This window comes from Aliirhizobium wenxiniae (assembly GCF_014201355.1).
Taxonomy (GTDB): domain Bacteria; phylum Pseudomonadota; class Alphaproteobacteria; order Rhizobiales; family Rhizobiaceae; genus Neorhizobium; species Neorhizobium wenxiniae.
This window is the reverse complement of record NZ_JACHEG010000003.1, coordinates 267,710-285,796: the sequence shown is the minus strand read 5'-3', so window position 1 is coordinate 285,796 and position 18,087 is coordinate 267,710. Positions and strand designations below refer to the sequence as shown.

The window sequence follows — 18,087 nt, the reverse complement described above, 5'->3', positions numbered from 1 at the left end:
ATGCCTCACGGAGTATTGGGGGACTAACATGGAAAACAGACTTTCGGACGTACACTCAATCGCCGGCGAACTGCTGCGTCGTGGAGACATCGGGCAGGACAATACCTCGCTGGAAGGCTCGCGTATCGTGCGTGTGGAGCGCCAAACAGTTGCTCGTAGCCCGGCGATGATGCCGGCAGCCGCAACGCCCGGGCTCGATGAGGAAATACGCAAGCTCAGTACTTCCATCGAGGCGATACGTCACTCGGTCGAATTTACCGAAGCGCATATCGCGATCATTGCAGGTCCGGCGAAAGCGTTGGAAGGCGATATCGAACCTGTAGTCTCCGGTCATCGCAACTGGGCAAAACCATTTTTGATCACCGTTAATCTGATCCTTTTGGCAATGCTGCTGGCGGAAATCCATGACAATCGAGTAGGGATTACTGTTTTCGCGCTGTACGACGCTTTTGTTGCCATGCTGATTGGCTGAGCTTGCGCTGCGGTTTGGAGGTCTGTGAGTCTGCTATCCCATGCAACGTCGTTGCCCGCCATTGCCTTCGAGGCTGCGGACATTGCGTTCTCATAGACAGTATGGAGTTCGAATTGCGCTCGTTCAAAGAATGGTTTTCGCAAGAGCCTGAGCGAAGAACGAGCTGTCGCGATAACTGAGATAAGTGACGGGTTCTTCGCCATAGAAAGCCGTGTATCGGTCGACTGGCTTCATCTGGTACGGAAACAGCAATCACGCGTTCGGATCCCAGCGTGAGATAGGGATGTTGAGGTATTTCTGTGTTGAGGCGACACATGTCGCGCAGACGTGATCATGGCCCATGTCTTTCGACATGGGCCATTGCAATGATTAAAGGCGACGCAGGGCCTTGGTCAGGCCATCGACGATTTCCTGGCCGGCCTCATCGGCCGTCAGCTGGCCATAAGCGAATTGCTCGATGACGTCCTTGAACAGTTCCTGAACCGTCGGATGCTCGATCAGCGGAGACATGGTCGGGCCAGAGGCCGCCGCAACGATTTTCGCACCTTCGAGGCGTTCCGGCGTCAACTTGCCCGCGGCTTCGAGCGTGGACTTTGCGATAGCCGAAGCCGGGAGACCGCGGCTGTCGCCAAGGATCATGATGGCTTCCTTGTCGTTCAACAGGCAGTTGACCACTTGGGCTGCTGCTTTCGGATCCTTCGAATGCTTGGAGATCGAGAAGACCATTGACGGCTTCTTGTAGACGCCATCCGATTTCGCTCCCGCGATTTGCAGCGGAGCGGCCGGTATCAGCTTTCCAACCGTCAGCGGATCATCGTATTTCGAATAGGTCGAATCCCAGAAATAGGTGCCGCCGATCCTGCCCGTGACCCAAGCCGGATCGTCGAAGATCTCGATATTGCCGACACCTGCAGCATCCTTGGCGGAGCGCACGATACCATTATCCACCATCCACTGATAATGCTTGAGCGCACCGGCAATGTCTTCTGCGGTCCAGGCCAGCTCATTGGTGCCTGGCTTGACGAATTCATGGCCGGAAATCTGAGCGGCAAAGGCTTCGACCATCAGCATCAGGATGACGCGGGTGGTATCGAACGGATAAAGGCCCTGCGGGTTCAACTTCTTGGCGGCCGCCGCAAGATCATCCCAGCTTTTCGGCGTCTCAAGGCCGGCCTTCTTGTAGATCTCGTCATTGAAGTAGAAGGTGGCGCCGGTAACGGAAACCGGTACCCCGTTGAGCTTGCCGTTGATCATGGCAGGCGCCAGCTGGCTGTCATTCCACTGCGTCAGGTCAAGCTCGCCGGCAAATTGCTTGAGATCGGCAAAACCATCGCCGTTCTTGGAGAACTGGAAGAGCCAAGGCCAGTCGACCTGGATGATATCGGCCTCGGTGCTGCCGGCCATCTGCGTCGTCAGCTTTTCGAGATAACCTTCGAAGCCGGCAAACTCGGCCTTGACCTTGTGCCCGGTCTTCGTCGTGCAATATTCCAGCGCCTTCTGCGTGGCGACATGGCGGCCATCGCCACCCCACCAGGACATGCGCAGATCGGCCGCCGAGGCGAAGCTGGTGGCAACAACGGATGCTGCCAAAGTAACAGATAGAACCTTCAGTATCGATTTTTTACTCATGATGCGTTTCCTCCTGAAACCCTGCATCGGTGACAAATCGCCGGCTGCGCCCTCAGGCTAAGCTGACGTTCAGACCGCTCGCGCGATCGAAGATGAAGACCCGTTCCTCTTCCGGGCGAATACGAATGGCGCCGTCCGCGGCTGCCTTGCGGAATTCCTCGACGGGCAGAACCACGGTAAAGCGCTGGCCTCCGATGGCGATATGCACGTCGACCTCGTGGCCGAGGAAATCCGCCTTGATGACCTTTGCCAGCAACGAAGCCTCACCCGGTTGGGCCAGGCGGAAATGCTGTGGCCGCACACCGAAGGTGACATCGCCGTCGACACCCGATTGCAGGCGCGCTGCGAGTTCCTTGCCGAACTGGATCGACTGGTCTCCGAAGGTCACGACCGGCCCGCTCTCGCCTCGGCTCAGGCTGGCATTGACAAGGTTCATTTCCGGCATGCCGATAAAGCCTGCGACAAACGCGTTTGCCGGGCGGGCGTAAAGCGTTTCGGGATTGTCCACCTGCATGATGTGGCCATCCTTCATGACGCAGATACGGTCGCCCATGGTCATGGCCTCGACCTGGTCGTGAGTGACGTAGACCACGGTCGACGACTGCCCTTGTTCCTTCAGCCTGCGATGCAGATCGGTGATGCGTACGCGCATCGAGGCACGCAGCTTTGCATCGAGGTTGGAAAGCGGCTCGTCGAACAGGAAAACTTCCGGTTTTTTGATCAGCGCACGACCCAGCGCCACGCGCTGCGCCTGGCCGCCGGAGAGCTGCTTGGGCAGGCGGTCGAGCAGCGGCTCGATTTCCAGCACTTCGGCAACTTCCGCCACGCGCTTTGCAATCTCTTCCTTGCTTTCACCAGCCAGCTTGAGCCCGAAGGAAAGGTTCTTGCGCACCTTCATATGCGGATAGAGCGCGTAGTTCTGGAACACCATAGCGATGCCACGGTCGCCCGGAGGCAGGTTGTTGACGACCTTTTCGCCGATCGCGATGTGGCCGCCGGAAACCGTTTCCAGGCCTGCGATCATGCGCAGCGTCGTCGACTTGGCACAGCCGGAAGGACCGACCAGAACCATGAACTCCCCGTCCTTGACTTCGAGATTGATGCCGTGGAGCGCCTTGATGGTGCCGCTATAAACTTTTTCGAGATTGCGGATAGTAAGCTGAGCCATTGAATTAACCCTTCACGCCACCGGCAGAGATGCCTTCGACGAAGTATTTCTGGGACAGGAAGAACACCACCAGCGACGGCAGAAGCGTCAGCACCGACATGGCGAGAATGCGGTTCCACTCGAACGATTCAGCGGTATCGATCGACAGTTTGAGAGCGAGTGAAACAGGAAATTTTTCAACCGATGAGATGTAGATCAACGGACCGAGAAAATCGTCCATGCTCCACATGAACTGGAACAGCCCCACCGAAATCATGGCTGGCACCAGCATCGGCACGACCACATAGATCAGCGTCTGGAAGCTGTTGGCGCCATCGACACGCGCCGCTTCTTCCATGTCACGCGGAATGGAGCGCAGGAACTGCAGCAGCAGGAAGACGAAGAAGGCATCTCCGGCGAAAGCCGACGGCACCCAGAGCGGCAGGTAGCTGTCGAGCCAGCCGAGTTCGTTGAAAAGCATATATTGCGGGATGCGCGTAACAACGTTGGGCAGAAGCAGCGTGCCGATCACGGCGGCGAACAGGATCTTCTTGCCGGGGAAGTCGAACCGGGCAAAACCGTAGGCGACCACGGTGCAGGAAATCACCGTGCAGATCGTCTTCGGCGCGATGATCAGGAATGTGTTCCAGAAGAAGCGGCCGAACGTGTAGGGCGTAGAGGTCTGCCAACCTTCGATATAACCGTCCATTACCGGGTTGGCCGGCATGAAGCCGACGCCGCCAAAAATCTCCTCATTGGTCATGAAACTCGCGCCAATCAGCCAGAACAGCGGATAAAGCATGATGAGGCCGACGACCGTCAGGATGGTATAGCGGATAACGAGCGTAATATTCTGCCGGCGCTTTTGCGCAGCGAGATACTGTTCGGCCTCTTCCAGAATCTTTTCGTCGGAGTGAATGATACTGTCACTCATGGTCAGCTCCTCTTGTCGCCGGCGTAATAGACCCAGTATTTCGACGACCAGAATGCGATCAGCGTCAGCACCATGATGACTGCGAACAGCACCCAGGCGATGGCGGAGGCATAGCCCATGTCGAATTTCTTGAAGGCCATTTCATAGATGTACAGCGGCAGCAGATAGGTGGATTTCAGCGGCCCACCGCCGGTGATGACATAAGGTCCGTTGAACTCCTGGAAGGCCTGAACCATCTGCATGATCAGATTGAAGAAGATCACGGGCGTCAGAAGCGGCAGGGTGACTGCGAAGAAAGCTCTCCACGGTTTTGCGCCATCGATGGCCGCAGCCTCGTAAAGCGACTTGTCGATCGACTGAAGCGCAGCCAGGAAGATCACCATGGCCGAACCGAACTGCCACAAGCGCAGGATCGTGATGGTGAACAGCGCCGTGCCGGGATTGCCAAACCAGTTGATGGCGTTGAAACCCAACCCGGTCAGAAGCATGTTGATCATGCCGACATCGGCAAACATGTAGCGCCACAGAACCGCGACAGCAATCGAGCCACCAAGAATGGACGGCACGTAATAGGCGGTGCGGAAAAGTCCGATGCCCTTGAGCTTGGAGTTGAGGATACTGGCGATAAAAAGCGCGAAGGCCAGTTTCAGCGGCACGGTAAGAGCCACAAACAGCATCGTCACGTTGAACGAGCGGGTAAATGTACGGTCGCTCGTCAGGATGTCGATGTAGTTCTGCAGGCCGACAAAATCTATATCATGCATCAGCCGGTAATCGGTAAACGACAGATAGAGAGAGCCGAGAAACGGTATGGCCGTGAAGACCAGAAGGCCGATCAGGTACGGAAGAACATACCAGAAGCCGAGAAGACGACTATCGCCACTCATGCAGAGAGCCTCCTGAGACTTTCCGGCAGGCGCGCGGCAGTGGCGGCAACCATGGCTCGGAACAGTTTTGCGGCGCGATCCTGACCCAAAGGCGTGATCAGCGGATCGGAAAGGAACAGTCCTTCGAGCGTCGCGGTATCGCCGGCAAGCACGGCCTTGAGTACGGCATTCTGGCGATCCGCATGCGGCTTTACCAAAGCCTCGACTGCTGCAGGAAGACGGCCGGCATGGATTGGCCGCACCCCATGGCCGGAAAACAGCACATTGGTCTCGACCACCGTGCCCGGTGCAAGCCCTTCCACCTGTCCGGTATTGGGCATGTTGGCATTGACGACCAGCGTCTCGCCGCGGGTCAGCGCTCGGATCTGCCCGACCAGGGCCTCTTCCGATACGGCTCGCAGCGGCGGCACCTCGTTGGCGATTTCCGCAGCGCGAGCCTCTTCCCGGCGTTTCACCTGGTCGCGGCGACGCCAGTCGATAGGCGTCAGGCCAAAGCCCCATTCGGATGCGCGGCCAAGATACCAGCTTGCCGGCAGGAATTCGGCAAGATGCCGGTCGCCCGCCGCAGCAGCGATGCCGAAGCGTGCGGCCAGATCGAACTTGACCTTGTTGACGTCCTCGAAATAGCGCTGGAATTCGTCACTCGGATCGAGCGGCTTGGCGCGCCAGCCCTTCTCGCGATTTTCCGCGGCGAAACTCAGGTAGTCCGGCAACCAATCCCGGCCGCCGACGAAGGCGCGATCGACCCAGGTGAAGTGGTTGATGCCCAGAACATTGACCTGCACATCGCGGAAACCGTAGCGGATCGTACCTTCCGCCCGGTTGGCAAGCCAAGCGATGATGTGGCGCAGCTTGGTGACTTCGTGGCATTCGCCCCATGCCCTGATATCGGGGAAAGCGGCGTAAAGCGCGCCCGTCAGGACCGACATCGGGTTGGTCAGGTTGCACACATAGGCCTTGGGCGCATATTTTCGGATCGCTTCGGCGATTTCGGCCATGGCCGGGATCGCACGCATGGCACGCACCAATCCGCCAGGCCCGACAGTATCACCAACCGCCTGAATAATGCCCTCGGCTTCCGGCAACTCGAGATCCTTTGCCATGTCGTCGAACGACCCCGGCAGGATCGATACGACGACAAAATCGACACCGGTCAAAGCCGACGCGATTGTCTCGCTTGCGGTATAACGAATGGAAAGCCCGTGGGCTTCCGAGAGACGATTGCCGATCGCTGCGTTACGCTGCGCGGCTTCCAGGTTGAGGTCGAACAGACGAATCTCGCCGGCCACTGTGCGGTCGTGAACGAGATCGGCCATTAGGACCTGAGCCCAATTCAGTGAGCCGCCGCCGATATAGGCTAACGTAATTTCGGAAACTGATTGCGACTGCATGCTTTCCTCCTCCTAAAAAGGACAGCGTTCATCGGCCCGGCGACAAGCGCCGGGCGTATCACAAGGTCATGAAATGCCCGGAAACCCCGGGTTGGTTGTTAGATATAGGAACGCAAATATTCCGACAGGCATAGGATCGCCATTGCCTGCCCATACGGCATCGCCGTCAGTTTGATCTGGCGGTAGTAATCGAGATCCGATCCCATTGCCGTGCCGAAGGACGTGTTCTGCAATTCGCCAGCCGCATCGATATGGCCGATCACACCCTTCACCGCACGCTCCGCCACGGGCAGATATTCCGGGCCGAGGTAGCGCTTGCGCACGGCCTTCATCAGTCCGTAACCGAAGCCGGCCGCAGCCGAGGATTCCACATAGCTTTGCGGATCGTTGATCAATGTGTGCCAGAGACCGGACGGCGACTGATGTTCCGCCAGCGCTTCAGCCTGACGCTTCAGCGTCGAGATCAGGTGACGCCGGAACGCGTCGCCTTCCGGCAGGTCGAGTAGATCGAGAAATTCCGGGATGGCGATAGTGATCCACGAGTTACCGCGCGCCCACAGTGCCTCGGCAAAGTTGTGCTTGTCCTCGAAGGTCCAGCCGTGGAACCACAGGCCGGTCTTGCGATCGGCCAAATACTGGGTGTGAATGAGGAACTGGTATTTAGCCTCTTCGACATATTCCGGCTTGTTCAGCAGCAGGCCGATCTTGGCGAGCGGCATAACGCTCATCATCAGCGTGTCGTCCCACATCTGCTGATGATTGACGTTGTTATAAACGATGTGCTGGATGCCGCCTTCGCTTGTGCGCGGCATTTCATGCATCACCCACTCCGCCCAAGTTTCCAGGTAGGGTCTCCAGGCCGGGTTCGGATTGAGTTCGTAGAGGCATGCAAGCGTCAGGAACGGGCAGACGGTATTGACGTTCTTCGTCGGGGTGCCTTCGGCCAGACGCGCATCGAACCATGAGGTGATGATATCGAGCGCCTTCTGGTCGCCGGTCTGCTGCCAGTAATTGAACAGACCATAAAGCCCGATGCCGTGGGTCCATTCCCAACCAGCCCAGCCCTTTGTGTCGATCACCCGACCATCTTCAAGACGCAGCAGAAATTCGCCCGTCTTGTCTTCTATGGCGACGAGATTATCCGCGAGGCGCTGGATCAAGCCCACGACCTCTTGTCTCGGCGCCACAAAATTCTTCTGCTGCAGAAGCGCATGCATAGTCAACGATACTTCCCTCCAGTGCCGCCGGACCTCCGTGCCCGGACACGAAATCGGAACGCGATTTCATTCTGAAATTGAAGGAAGCATACAAAAAAATGAAATGCAATGGGCGCTCAGGATTTATCGATATAAACCTCTCAAACCGCAAGAACTAAGGTTTTTAAGGGGTTTTTCGCCGATGCGGTAGAGGTTGACAATGCGATACAATATTTTCAAAATGTAATTCTATTTTTTTGGAGTGATCGATGTCTGACGCCTCGCGCAACAAATCTGACAATGTAGCTGCGGTTTTGAAGGTATTTTCGGTGCTTGAAACGTTGGCTGAAGAAGGGCGCTCCAGCCTAGGTGATATCGCTCAAAGAGCCATGACCTCCAAGGCCACCACACACCGATTGCTGCAGACAATTGTTGATCTCGGGTATGCCGAACAGGAGGAGGAGACCGAAAAATACCGGCTGACGTTGAAATTGTTTGGACTGGGCGCGCGCACACTACGTGGCCAGACACACCTGCTGCAGGCAGCAGATCGTGCTATGGGCATGCTCTCTCGTGAGACTGGCGAGTCCATAAATCTTGGCGTGATGGACGAGCGAGAACAGCGCGTCGCTTATATCCACAAATACGACAGTGCCTATAGCCTGTCGATGAACTCTCCGCTCGGTAAGCGTAATCCTTTACACAGCACCTCTCTCGGAAAGGCGTTGCTTGCCTATCGCGATGAAACGGAAATCACCGAGCGTTTGTCTAAAATGACATTCGAGAAACTGGCGCCAAAAACGATTACTGATGTCCAGACACTACGGGAACAACTGATCCGTATCCGCGAAGACGGTTATTCGGAGGAACTGGAGGAGAGTGAGGTAGGAGTACGATGCATGGCTGTACCCATTCGCGATCATCTGGGGAAGTCAATCGCAGCAATCAGCATCTCATTTCCGCTATTCCGCTTCGACCCGGCGCGCAAATCCACATATGTTCGGATATTATTGGAGGCCGGACAGATGGCTTCGAAAAGCCTTGGCTTTAGCGGCTGAATAGCTTCAGGTCGCCATGGGCAAATATCCTCGAATCCACCCGCTGGCGAAGCTAATCCAAGTGCATCATGCATGTTATGTAGGGCAGGGGACTCGGCCTCCTCCTGCAAATGGGCCATGAACGCTTCAGCCGGCGTCCTGTAGCCTAGGCATTTTCTGCGTTGAGAATGCGTGCGCACTGGTTCAGCATTGCGTGAGACATCTGGCTGAGATCTGTGTCCGACGGCAAGAAGCGGCGGATGCGCTTGCGTTTCTTACCGCGCCATGATGATCTCCGCGCATAGACGAATGAGACTCAAGCCTTCCGATAAAAGCCGGCCGGCAATCTGCTCGGAGACCACCGAGCTTCCAGTTGATTGGTGACTTCGCACGAAGATCTGGATGGCGTCGAAGCTTGCGCATTAGTGCATCGGTGATCGTACCAAAGTAGCCGGTGTACTCAGGAAGTTCGTTGTCATGGAAAGTGTTGCGAGGGATTTCGCAATAGATAGTTGAACAATGTCCCAGCGGTGAGGCCATCTTGTTGACCGAGGCTTTCTGCTCAACAAACCAGGGAAGAAAACGAAGCCATTGCAATTACCGGCATGTCGCACTTGGAAATAGAATGTACTGATCCATACAGAAAGATCGCATAATATGAATTATGGAACTGTATTGGCGTAATGCTCCCTTGGAACGTTTGAAACTGGTTGCGAAAAACTCTTCAGACAAATCAGTGCAGGATCTGGCTGAGGAAGAGTTTGGTGCGCTCGTGCTGCGGATTGTCGAAGAACTCGGCCGGCGAGTTCTGCTCGACGATCTGGCCCTGGTCCATGAAGATCACGCGGTTTGCGACCTGGCGGGCAAAGCCCATTTCATGGGTCACGCACAGCATGGTCATGCCTTCTTCGGCAAGCGAGACCATGGTGTCGAGCACTTCCTTGACCATTTCAGGATCGAGCGCCGAGGTCGGCTCGTCGAACAGCATGATCTTCGGCTTCATGCAGAGCGAGCGGGCGATCGCCACGCGCTGCTGCTGCCCGCCGGAGAGCTGGCCCGGGTATTTGTTGGCCTGTTCCGGAATCTTGACGCGCTTCAGATAGTGCATCGCGATCTCTTCGGCTTCCTTCTTCGGCATCTTGCGAACCCAGATCGGTGCCAGCGTGCAGTTTTCAAGGATGGTCAGGTGCGGAAAGAGGTTGAAGTGCTGGAATACCATGCCGACTTCGCGGCGCACCTCGTCGATTTTCTTCAGATCGTTGGTAAGCTCGATATTATCGACGAGGATATTGCCCGACTGATGTTCTTCCAAACGGTTGATGCAACGGATCATCGTCGACTTGCCGGAGCCGGAAGGTCCTGCGATGACGATGCGCTCGCCCTTCATCACCTTCAGATTGATGTCGCGCAGCACGTGGAAATCACCATACCACTTGTTCATGCCGATGATTTCGACGGCAACCTCGGTCGAGGAAACGGTCAGTTTTTTCAGTGCTGCGCTCATGTCATATCCAAATGATGTTGTGTCCTGGCTGGAGCTCAGGCTTCGACCACGAGACCCTTTGCCTTCAGGACCGGCTCGAGATTGCTGACTTCGACCACCGACTTGCCTGCCTTGTAGGCTGCAATGTAACCGGCCTCTGCATCTTCACGCGCTTGGGAAAGCTTTGCTGCTTCGGCGACTTCGCTGCGGCGAACAACGACCAGACCATCGGCATCACCGACGATCACATCGCCCGGATTGATGATTTCGCTGCCGACGATGATGCTGTCATTGGTCGTGCCGATTGTCTCCTTGACGGTACCCTTGATGCAGGTGCTGAGCGAAAAGACCGGGAAACCGAGTTCGCGAAGCTGCAAAGTGTCGCGCACACCGGTATCGGTCACGAGGCCGCCGATACCCTTGGCAAGGCAGGCGTTGGCGAGAACGTCGCCGAACGAACCGGCTTCTTCGTATTCACCTGCCGACACGACGATGATGTCGCCGGGTTTGGCATAGTTGATCGCCAGCTGCAGCATGATGTTGTCGCGCGGCGAGGACTTTACCGTGAAGGCCGGACCACAAAGCTTCATGCGGTAGTCGACCGGCTTCAGCCGCGACGACAAGGCACCCCGACGGCCCTGTGCTTCGTGAATGGTGGCGGGCGAAAATTTCGCCAGTGCATCAATGTCCGACTTGCTCGGGCGGGCGGGAATATCCTTGATATGTACCATGTTTTCCTCCTGTGATTTCAATGGTTTTTACGAACAGCCGAAAGGAAGTTGCGAACATCCTGATGGGCGTCGTTCGAGAAGAATTCGGTGGGTTCGGCGTCGAAGGTCAGCGTGCCGTTGCGCAGGAACCAGATGCGATCCGCCACTTCGCGGGCGAAACCCATTTCGTGGGTGACGCACATCATGGTGATGCCATCGGCCGACAGTTCCCTCAGCAATTTCAGCACCTCGCCGACCATTTCCGGGTCGAGCGCGCTGGTCGGCTCGTCGAGAACAAGCACCTCCGGCTTCAGGATCAGCGAGCGCGCAATCGCGACACGTTGGGATTGGCCACCGGAAATATCGGCGGGAAGAGAGTTCGCCTTTTCTGCAAGTCCTACCCGCTCAAGCATCTGCATAGCGGCCGGCCGTGCCTGGGCACGCGACTGTTTGCGGATGCGCAGGAGCGGCAGCATGACGTTTTCCACGACCGAGAGATGCGGAAAAAGATTGAACTGCTGGAAGACGAAACCGATGCCGCTACGCAGCACGTTGACATCGATATCCTTGGCATAGATGTCGCGCCCTGAAAGGGTGATCTGCCCCTTCTGGATCGGCTCAAGCCGGTTGACAGTGCGTATCAGTGTCGACTTGCCGGAGCCGGAAGGGCCGCAGAGAACGGTCATGGTTCCTTTGGCCACCGTCGCATTGACATCGCGCAGCACCTGCAAGGCACCGAACCACTTGGAAACGTTTTGGAACTCGATCATGCTACGGCCTCCACAACGACCTGCCCGGTTCTGCGGGACGAAATGCGGCGTTCCAGCCAGTTGGTCGCCTGGCTGAGAGCGAAGCAAAGGACGAAATAGACCGCAGCAAGAATGCCGAAGATCTGCAGCGGCTTGGTCACCTCGTTGGAATTGACCTGCAGCATGACATATGAGAGTTCCGAGACAGCGATGATCGAGCCGAGCGACGATTCCTTGATGATCGTCGTCAGCTGATTGACGATGCCCGGAATGACATTGAAGATCGCCTGAGGCAGGATGATCCTGAACATGGTCGGGATATAGCCGAGGCCGAGCGCTGCTGCTGCTTCCCGCTGTCCCTTCGGCAGCCCCGTGATACCAGCCGCGATGATCTCACCCAGATAGGCCGTCTGATAGATGACGATAGCGACGATTAGCGTGAAGGCAGCATCGATCGGAAAGCCGATGATCATCGGCACGGCGAAATAGGCCCAGAAGATCAGCATCAGCAGCGGAATGGCGCGAACGTTGTGAACGAAACCGTAGGCAATCGATTGGATGATGCCTGGTTTTCCGGTCCTGGCGAGCGCGATCAGAACGGCGCAGGGAAAGGTTACGATGAGGCTGACGAAGGAGATGATCAGCGTCATCGCCAGCCCGCCGAGCTTGCCGTGCGGATACTCGCCGATCAGCAGCAGAAGCCAGTATTCCTGAATAATTTCCAGCATTACTTCACCCTCAGCTCATATCGCTTGGAGAGGATCGACGAGAGCCACATGATCGCAAACGAGATGAGCATGTAGATCGCCGTGGCGATGCCGTAGGCCTCGAAGATGCGGAAAGACTGTTCCTCGATATAACGGGCCTGGTAGCTGAGTTCGGCAACACCGATTGCGGCTGCAAGGCTTGTGCCCTTGAAGAGAATGAGCGTTTGGCCGAGCAGAGCAGGCAGAGCCAGTCGCCACGCCTGCGGCAGGATCACCCAGCACATCGCGCCGAGATAGGTCAGGCCGATCGAGCGCGCTGCCTCCATCTGCGCCGGATGGATCGACCGCAGGCCGCTGCGGAAATCCTCCGACATATAGGCCGCCTTGTTCAGGGCCAGCGCCACGATGGCATAACCTATCTCCGCCCCGAGATCGTTCAGGTAATCGTTGACCGCATCCGGCAGGACGACGGCAAAACCGAAATACCAGACGAACAGCTGGATCAGCATCGGCACGTTACGATGATATTCAACGAAAGCCGCGACAAGGAACTGTGTCGGCTTGAACTCGACCGCGCGAATGACGGTGAGAACAACTGCCAGCACGAGACCGATGATCCAAGAGAAAACGAAAACCACCATCGTGGCCTGGAGACCCTCCAGGATGAGTTCGAGATACTCACCCTGCAGGACCTTACCAAAGTCGAATTGGTAACCCATGAAAGTTGACCTGTATGCAGTATGCGGAGGAGATCAGTTGGTGAACCAGGTTTCCTGGGGTTTACCGAACTCGAACTTGCGCGTGGCCTTCAGATCGGAATCCTTGCCCAGCCACTTGTCATAAAGCTTCTGGCCTTCGCCATTGGTCTCCAGCTCGGCAAGGAATGCGTTCGCCTGCTTTACGAGCTCCGGAGATCCCTTGCGGAAGCCGAAACCGGACGGCATGGAGAGAAGCGGTTCGTCAAGGAAGCGCAGCCCCTTGATCTCGGAGCCGGCATTTCGCTGCACGGCTTTGCCTTCGGAATAACGGTAGACGGTCGCCTTCACCTTGCCCTGCTGCAGGGCCAGGAAGGATGCTGCACTCGTCTCGAATGAGAGGATGCGAGCATCTGGAAGACGTTTTTCCGTCAGCGGGATCAGGACAGAGCCCTTCACCAGTCCGATACGCTGGCCGGAGAGGTCGGCAACGGTCTTGATATCAGATTGATCGAGCACGACGAAATTGAAGTCCTCGGCAATATAGGCGCCGCTGAAATCCACCTGCTCGGCGCGTTCCTTGCTGTAGCTCAGAAGCGAGGACAGGATGTCGACGCGGCCCTGGGTCAGTTCAGCCATGCGGGTCTGTGGTGAGACGGCGGTCATCTTGGCGCTGACGCCGAGATATTTGGCGAACATGCCGCAAATCTCGATCTCGTAACCGTTAGGTTCACGGGTCTTGGGGTCCTGGAAACCGAGCGGCGGCGAGTTTGTCAAAACACCGCAGTTCAGAACTCCAGCCTTCTTGATGTCATCCAGCTGCTCGGCGGCGGCGACATTCGAAAACAACGCAGCGCCGATCGCGGCCAGCGTCATAAGACGAGCAAATTTCATAGTGTCCTCCGTTAACAGCGCTTCCTCTCGCTGCATGGAAAACCTAGGCCAAGCTCGATATTCGAACAAATATATATTGCAGATACGTGCTATATCTTTACGGTATAGAAAGTGGAGGATACATGGTTCTCGATCTTTTGAAGATGCGCTATTTTGCCAAGATCGCGGAAGTGGGTTCCTTCACCAGGGCATCACGGGAACTGGGTGTCGCTCAACCACCGCTGAGTCTGCACATGCGCTCGCTGGAGGACTATCTGGGCGTCCAGCTTCTCAACCGTACATCCCGCGGAGTGATACTTACCGATGCGGGACAGACGCTGTTCTCTCATGCCCAGTCGATCCTGCGCGCCGTCGAACAGGCTGAGGCGGAAACCAGGCAACAGGATCTGACGCCGAGGGGAGATGTCTCGCTTGGCATGCTGAGCTCGCTCTCGCCGATTCTCTCCGTTCCCGTGTTGGAGATCTGCGAGAAGATGTTTCCCCAGATCCGCCTGACGATCAGCGAGGGCGACAGCCAGACGTTGAGAGCTACGATCGACACGCATCTGCATGATCTTGCCATCAATCTCGTTGATGTCGCCAAGGCAAGTTCCCTGCCCCTTTTCGACGAACGGCTTTATGCGGTGGGAAGGATCGGCAGCTTTGATGACATAACCGGGCAGATGTCGGTCGAGGACGCACTTTCTCTGCCACTGATAATGCCGACCCGCCGTCACGGCATTCGTGTCCTGCTTGAACGGCAGGCTCTGATGCTCGGCCGAGACCTCAACATTGTGCGCGAGATCGAGGGCCTGGCTAGTACCAGGGCTGCCATTCGCGCGGGCCTGGGCTTTGCCATCCTCGGAAGGGGGGCCGTGTATACGGATATGCAGCAGGGAAACCTTGCCGCAATTCCCCTCTCCGCCCCCGTGCTCTCGCGCCGCCTCATACTCGACATGCCGGTCAACCACCCCCCGACCCGCGCGATGATCGAGGTACGGAACATTCTGACATCCGTGATAAAGACGCTGGGCCAGGAAGGACATTGGACATGCTTGCCTTGACGCGTGCCCGGAAGCACCCTTTCAGCCGGATCATCCCGTAACAGGAGAAAAGATGTCGATCGAGCAGGAACCCCGGCCAACCGAAGCCGGCAATGGTCCACCGACAATGGCGGATGTCGGGCGAGTTGCCGGCGTATCCGCGATGACGGTATCGCGTGCCCTCAAGGGCAATTCCTATATCGCCAGGGGAACGTTCGAGCGCATCATGGCAGCAGTTGACCAGCTTGGCTACGTTTTAGACCAGTCGGCCGGTACCCTGTCTTCACGCCGCAGCGGCTTCATCGCCGCCATCGTCCCTTCGATCGACAATTCGAACTTCGCCGACACCGCACGCGGAATTACTGATGCGCTTGCGCAGACGAGCATGCAGCTGCTCCTCGGCTACACGAATTATTCGGTCGAGCGCGAGGAAGAGCTGATCGAATCCATGCTGCGGCGTCGGCCGGAAGGTATCATCCTGACGGGCGGAGAGCATACGTCGCGTGCACGGTCGATGCTTGCAAATGCCGGCATTCCGGTGATCGAGACCTGGGATGTGCCGGAAAACCCGATTAATGCCGTCGTCGGTTTCTCCAACGCCGATGCGATGGAAGCACTTGTCGACACTCTCGTACCCCAAGGCTATTCGCGTTTCGGCTTCATCATTGGGACGGAAGCTTCCGATGCACGCGGGCGGCAGCGTCATATAGGGTTTGACCGCGCCCTGCTGCGGCATGGCATGAGCAGCCACCGGGTGGTGTCGGTGGAGTCCACGCCAATGCGCATGGCGCATGGCGCAGAAGCTATCCGCCAATTGCTTCGGAATTTTCCGGACACCGATATTGCTATCTGCGTCGGCGATCTTCCCGCTTTCGGCGCAATGATGGAATGTCGCAGAATGGGGCTTTCTGTGCCGGGAGACATCGCCATTGCCGGCTTTGGGGACTACGAGATCGCTTCAGTATCTGAACCCGGAATAACTACCGTCAATGTCGACAGCTACGGGATAGGCGCGCGGGCAGCCGGGCAGATGATCGCCATGCTTGAAAAGCGCAGCACTGCCGCGACTATCAAGACGAGCTATCACGTGCTGCTTCGCGGCAGCACGTGATAGGTTTCATTCGGCTCAGAAGCTGAGCTGGACCTTCATCGAACGGCTGCGATCACCCGCGACCTCGAATGCCTTAACCGCGTCAGCGACCGGGTAGATCTCTGACAGGAGTGGTGAGAAATCTACGCGCTTCTGGTTGATGAGATCGACCGCCTGGCCGAATTCCTCGTGAAAGCGGAACGTGCCCTTCACTTCGATTTCTTTGGCGACGATTGTGTTCTGCGGCATCGAGATATCGCCACCGAGGCCGAGCTGGACGAGGATACCGCGCGGTTTCAGCACTTCTAGGCCCGAGCGGATGGCGCGTTCATTGCCGGAGGCTTCAAAATGCACATCGAAATAACCCTTGTTGGCCGTGTAGGCGTTGAGGGCATCGGGTTGCGACGCGGTGTTGATGGTACGGTCGGCGCCAACGACCTTTGCCTTTTCCAGCACGGCATCCATGATGTCGGTCGCCACCACTTCGCGTGCGCCATGCAGGCGAGCGGCGATGATCGACAAGACGCCGATCGGGCCGCAACCGGTGACCAGAACCCGCTTGCCCTGAAGCGAGCCGGCGCGAGAAACCGCATGCAGCGTCACGGCAAAGGGCTCTGCGAAGGCGGCCTCGTTGATGGAAATGCCTTCGTTCACCTTGTGGCACTGCCAGGCTTCGGCCACTAGACGCTGACGGAACGCCCCTTGGATATGCGGCATGGGCATCGCGCTGCCGTAAAAGCGCATGTTGAGGCAATGGTTCTGCTGACCCTTGAGGCAGTAGTCGCAAGCATTGCACGGACGGCTTGGCGAGACGGCGACACGATCCCCGACTGCAAGATGGGAAACGCCGCTTCCGAGTGCAACAACGCGTCCGGCGACCTCGTGACCAAGGATCATCGGCTCACGGACACGCACCGTGCCGAAACCACCATGGTGGTAATAATGCAGGTCGGAGCCGCAGATACCACCGGCTTCGATGGCGATATCCACCTGTCCAGCACCGGCGGCCTCGACTTCACGATCCTCGACCCGGAGGTCCTTGGCGGAATGGATGACGACAGCTTTCATGACACGACCTCAGATGACCGGAGTGGGAAGAGGCTGGCCGGCAAAATGAGCCGCCAGATTGTCTCGCACAAGCTTGCCCATTGCCTTGCGCGTCTCGATCGTGCCTGACGCATGATGCGGCTGCAGCAGCACATTTTCGAGCTTGAGGAAGCGCGGGTCGAGATTGGGTTCGCCATCGAATACATCGAGCGCCGCAGAACCGAGCCTGCCATTTTCAAGTGCGTCCAGAAGCGCCGCCTCGTCGATATTGGATGCGCGAGAGATATTGATCAGCATGCCTTCCGGGCCAAGAGCCTCAATCACCGGCTTCGACACGATATGCCGCGTGGCTGCGGAAGCCGCCAGCGTCACGAACAGGAAATCCGAATGTTCGGCAAGTGCTACCGGGTCGGCAATGAACGTCATGCCTTCGGCATAGGACTTTTGGGAGACGTCGCTATAGGCAATATCCATGTCGAAACCGCGAAGGCGCTTGGCGACCTCGAAACCGATGCGGCCAAGGCCGAGAACACCGGCCTTGCGGCCCCATACCTTGCGCTTGAGCGGGTAAAGCCCCTTGGCGGCCCAGCTTCCGTCCCTCACCCATTGTTCGGCGCCGATCATGCCGCGCGACTGGCAGAGCATCATTGCAACGCCGAGATCGGCAACATCGTTGGTTAGCACATCGGGCGTGTTGGTGACGCGGATGCCGCGTTCGCGGCAGGCGTCCAGATTGACCGCGTCATATCCCACCCCATAGACCGAAACGATCTTCAGGTTGGGCAACCTGCCGATCAGCTCCGCCGAGGCGCCAAGTTCACCGCGTGTGGCAATTGCCGTTACCTGGCTGGCTTCGTTTGCGATGAACGCGTCGCGGTCGCTGGCTTCGTAGAGTTTCTTCACATCGTAGCTCTTTTCGAGCTCAACCATATCCCATTCCGGATAGGGGCCGATGACGAGGATTTGCGGCTTCATTTCTCACTCCCGAGTTTGGTTT

18 protein-coding genes and 1 pseudogene are annotated in these 18,087 nt (G+C 57.3%); 4 read left to right on the top strand and 15 right to left on the bottom strand.

Translation table 11 applies throughout. The features are described from left to right. Positions 1-28 precede the first annotated feature (28 nt). On the top strand, positions 29-472 hold the full coding sequence (locus HNQ72_RS16855; protein WP_183993428.1) for a hypothetical protein: 444 nt from the start codon (positions 29-31) through the stop codon (positions 470-472). Between the two features lie 369 nt (positions 473-841). Here the strand turns inward: HNQ72_RS16855 and HNQ72_RS16850 are convergent, their stop codons facing one another. From HNQ72_RS16850 to bglB, 6 genes are all read right to left on the bottom strand, one after another. After that, positions 842-2,101, bottom strand: a complete 1,260-nt coding sequence (locus tag HNQ72_RS16850) for an ABC transporter substrate-binding protein (RefSeq protein ID WP_183993426.1) — start codon at positions 2,099-2,101, stop codon at positions 842-844. Positions 2,102-2,153: 52 nt separating this feature from the next. After that, positions 2,154-3,269, bottom strand: a complete 1,116-nt coding sequence (locus HNQ72_RS16845; protein ID WP_183993424.1) for an ABC transporter ATP-binding protein — start codon at positions 3,267-3,269, stop codon at positions 2,154-2,156. A gap of 4 nt (positions 3,270-3,273) precedes the next feature. Continuing rightward, positions 3,274-4,182: a carbohydrate ABC transporter permease gene (locus tag HNQ72_RS16840; RefSeq protein ID WP_183993422.1), complete on the bottom strand. Its 909-nt coding sequence runs from the start codon at positions 4,180-4,182 to the stop codon at positions 3,274-3,276. Between the two features lie 2 nt (positions 4,183-4,184). Then, a complete protein-coding gene (locus HNQ72_RS16835) occupies positions 4,185-5,069 on the bottom strand; it encodes a carbohydrate ABC transporter permease (protein WP_183993421.1) in 885 nt (294 codons plus the stop codon). Continuing rightward, positions 5,066-6,460 carry a family 4 glycosyl hydrolase gene (locus HNQ72_RS16830; protein ID WP_183993419.1) on the bottom strand — a complete coding sequence of 465 codons (1,395 nt, stop codon included), beginning with the start codon at positions 6,458-6,460 and terminating at the stop codon, positions 5,066-5,068. Before HNQ72_RS16830 ends, HNQ72_RS16835 begins: the two co-directional genes overlap by 4 nt. A gap of 98 nt (positions 6,461-6,558) precedes the next feature. Then, complete coding sequence (bglB, locus tag HNQ72_RS16825) at positions 6,559-7,677, bottom strand: beta-galactosidase BglB (protein ID WP_183993722.1); 1,119 nt, start codon at positions 7,675-7,677, stop codon at positions 6,559-6,561. Positions 7,678-7,925: 248 nt separating this feature from the next. On the opposite strand from bglB, the gene kdgR reads away from it, so the two are divergent. Further along, positions 7,926-8,714, top strand: a complete 789-nt coding sequence (kdgR, locus tag HNQ72_RS16820) for a DNA-binding transcriptional regulator KdgR (protein WP_183993417.1) — start codon at positions 7,926-7,928, stop codon at positions 8,712-8,714. A 266-nt stretch (positions 8,715-8,980) separates the two neighbouring features. Here the strand turns inward: kdgR and HNQ72_RS30550 are convergent. The 7 genes and pseudogenes from HNQ72_RS30550 to HNQ72_RS16790 all read right to left on the bottom strand — a co-directional run. After that, positions 8,981-9,290 (bottom strand): annotated as a pseudogene (locus HNQ72_RS30550) (IS30 family transposase); the annotation flags it as partial. A gap of 136 nt (positions 9,291-9,426) precedes the next feature. Next, a complete protein-coding gene (locus HNQ72_RS16815) occupies positions 9,427-10,197 on the bottom strand; it encodes an amino acid ABC transporter ATP-binding protein (RefSeq protein WP_183686440.1) in 771 nt (256 codons plus the stop codon). 35 nt (positions 10,198-10,232) lie between these two features. Continuing rightward, positions 10,233-10,907, bottom strand: coding sequence for a 4-carboxy-4-hydroxy-2-oxoadipate aldolase/oxaloacetate decarboxylase (locus HNQ72_RS16810; protein ID WP_183993416.1), 675 nt, complete (start codon positions 10,905-10,907; stop codon positions 10,233-10,235). A gap of 17 nt (positions 10,908-10,924) precedes the next feature. Continuing rightward, positions 10,925-11,656 (bottom strand): amino acid ABC transporter ATP-binding protein, encoded by a 732-nt coding sequence (locus tag HNQ72_RS16805; protein WP_183993414.1) that lies wholly within the window; start codon positions 11,654-11,656, stop codon positions 10,925-10,927. Then, complete coding sequence (locus HNQ72_RS16800; RefSeq protein WP_183993412.1) at positions 11,653-12,363, bottom strand: amino acid ABC transporter permease; 711 nt, start codon at positions 12,361-12,363, stop codon at positions 11,653-11,655. The genes HNQ72_RS16805 and HNQ72_RS16800 overlap by 4 nt, the downstream gene beginning before the upstream one ends. After that, the gene (locus tag HNQ72_RS16795; protein WP_183993410.1) at positions 12,363-13,061 is read right to left on the bottom strand and encodes an amino acid ABC transporter permease; all 699 of its coding nucleotides are present in this window, start codon (positions 13,059-13,061) and stop codon (positions 12,363-12,365) included. The genes HNQ72_RS16800 and HNQ72_RS16795 overlap by 1 nt, the downstream gene beginning before the upstream one ends. Positions 13,062-13,094: 33 nt before the next feature. Then, the gene (locus HNQ72_RS16790; RefSeq protein WP_183993408.1) at positions 13,095-13,931 is read right to left on the bottom strand and encodes a transporter substrate-binding domain-containing protein; all 837 of its coding nucleotides are present in this window, start codon (positions 13,929-13,931) and stop codon (positions 13,095-13,097) included. Positions 13,932-14,053: 122 nt separating this feature from the next. On the opposite strand from HNQ72_RS16790, the gene HNQ72_RS16785 reads away from it, so the two are divergent. After that, positions 14,054-14,974, top strand: a complete 921-nt coding sequence (locus HNQ72_RS16785; protein WP_183993406.1) for a LysR family transcriptional regulator — start codon at positions 14,054-14,056, stop codon at positions 14,972-14,974. A 52-nt stretch (positions 14,975-15,026) separates the two neighbouring features. Then, positions 15,027-16,064, top strand: a complete 1,038-nt coding sequence (locus HNQ72_RS16780; protein WP_183993404.1) for a LacI family DNA-binding transcriptional regulator — start codon at positions 15,027-15,029, stop codon at positions 16,062-16,064. 15 nt (positions 16,065-16,079) lie between these two features. Here HNQ72_RS16780 and HNQ72_RS16775 read toward each other — a convergent pair whose 3' ends face one another. Then, complete coding sequence (locus HNQ72_RS16775; protein ID WP_183993402.1) at positions 16,080-17,111, bottom strand: L-idonate 5-dehydrogenase; 1,032 nt, start codon at positions 17,109-17,111, stop codon at positions 16,080-16,082. 9 nt (positions 17,112-17,120) lie between these two features. Next, positions 17,121-18,065, bottom strand: coding sequence for a 2-hydroxyacid dehydrogenase (locus HNQ72_RS16770; RefSeq protein ID WP_183993400.1), 945 nt, complete (start codon positions 18,063-18,065; stop codon positions 17,121-17,123). Positions 18,066-18,087: the final 22 nt, after the last annotated feature.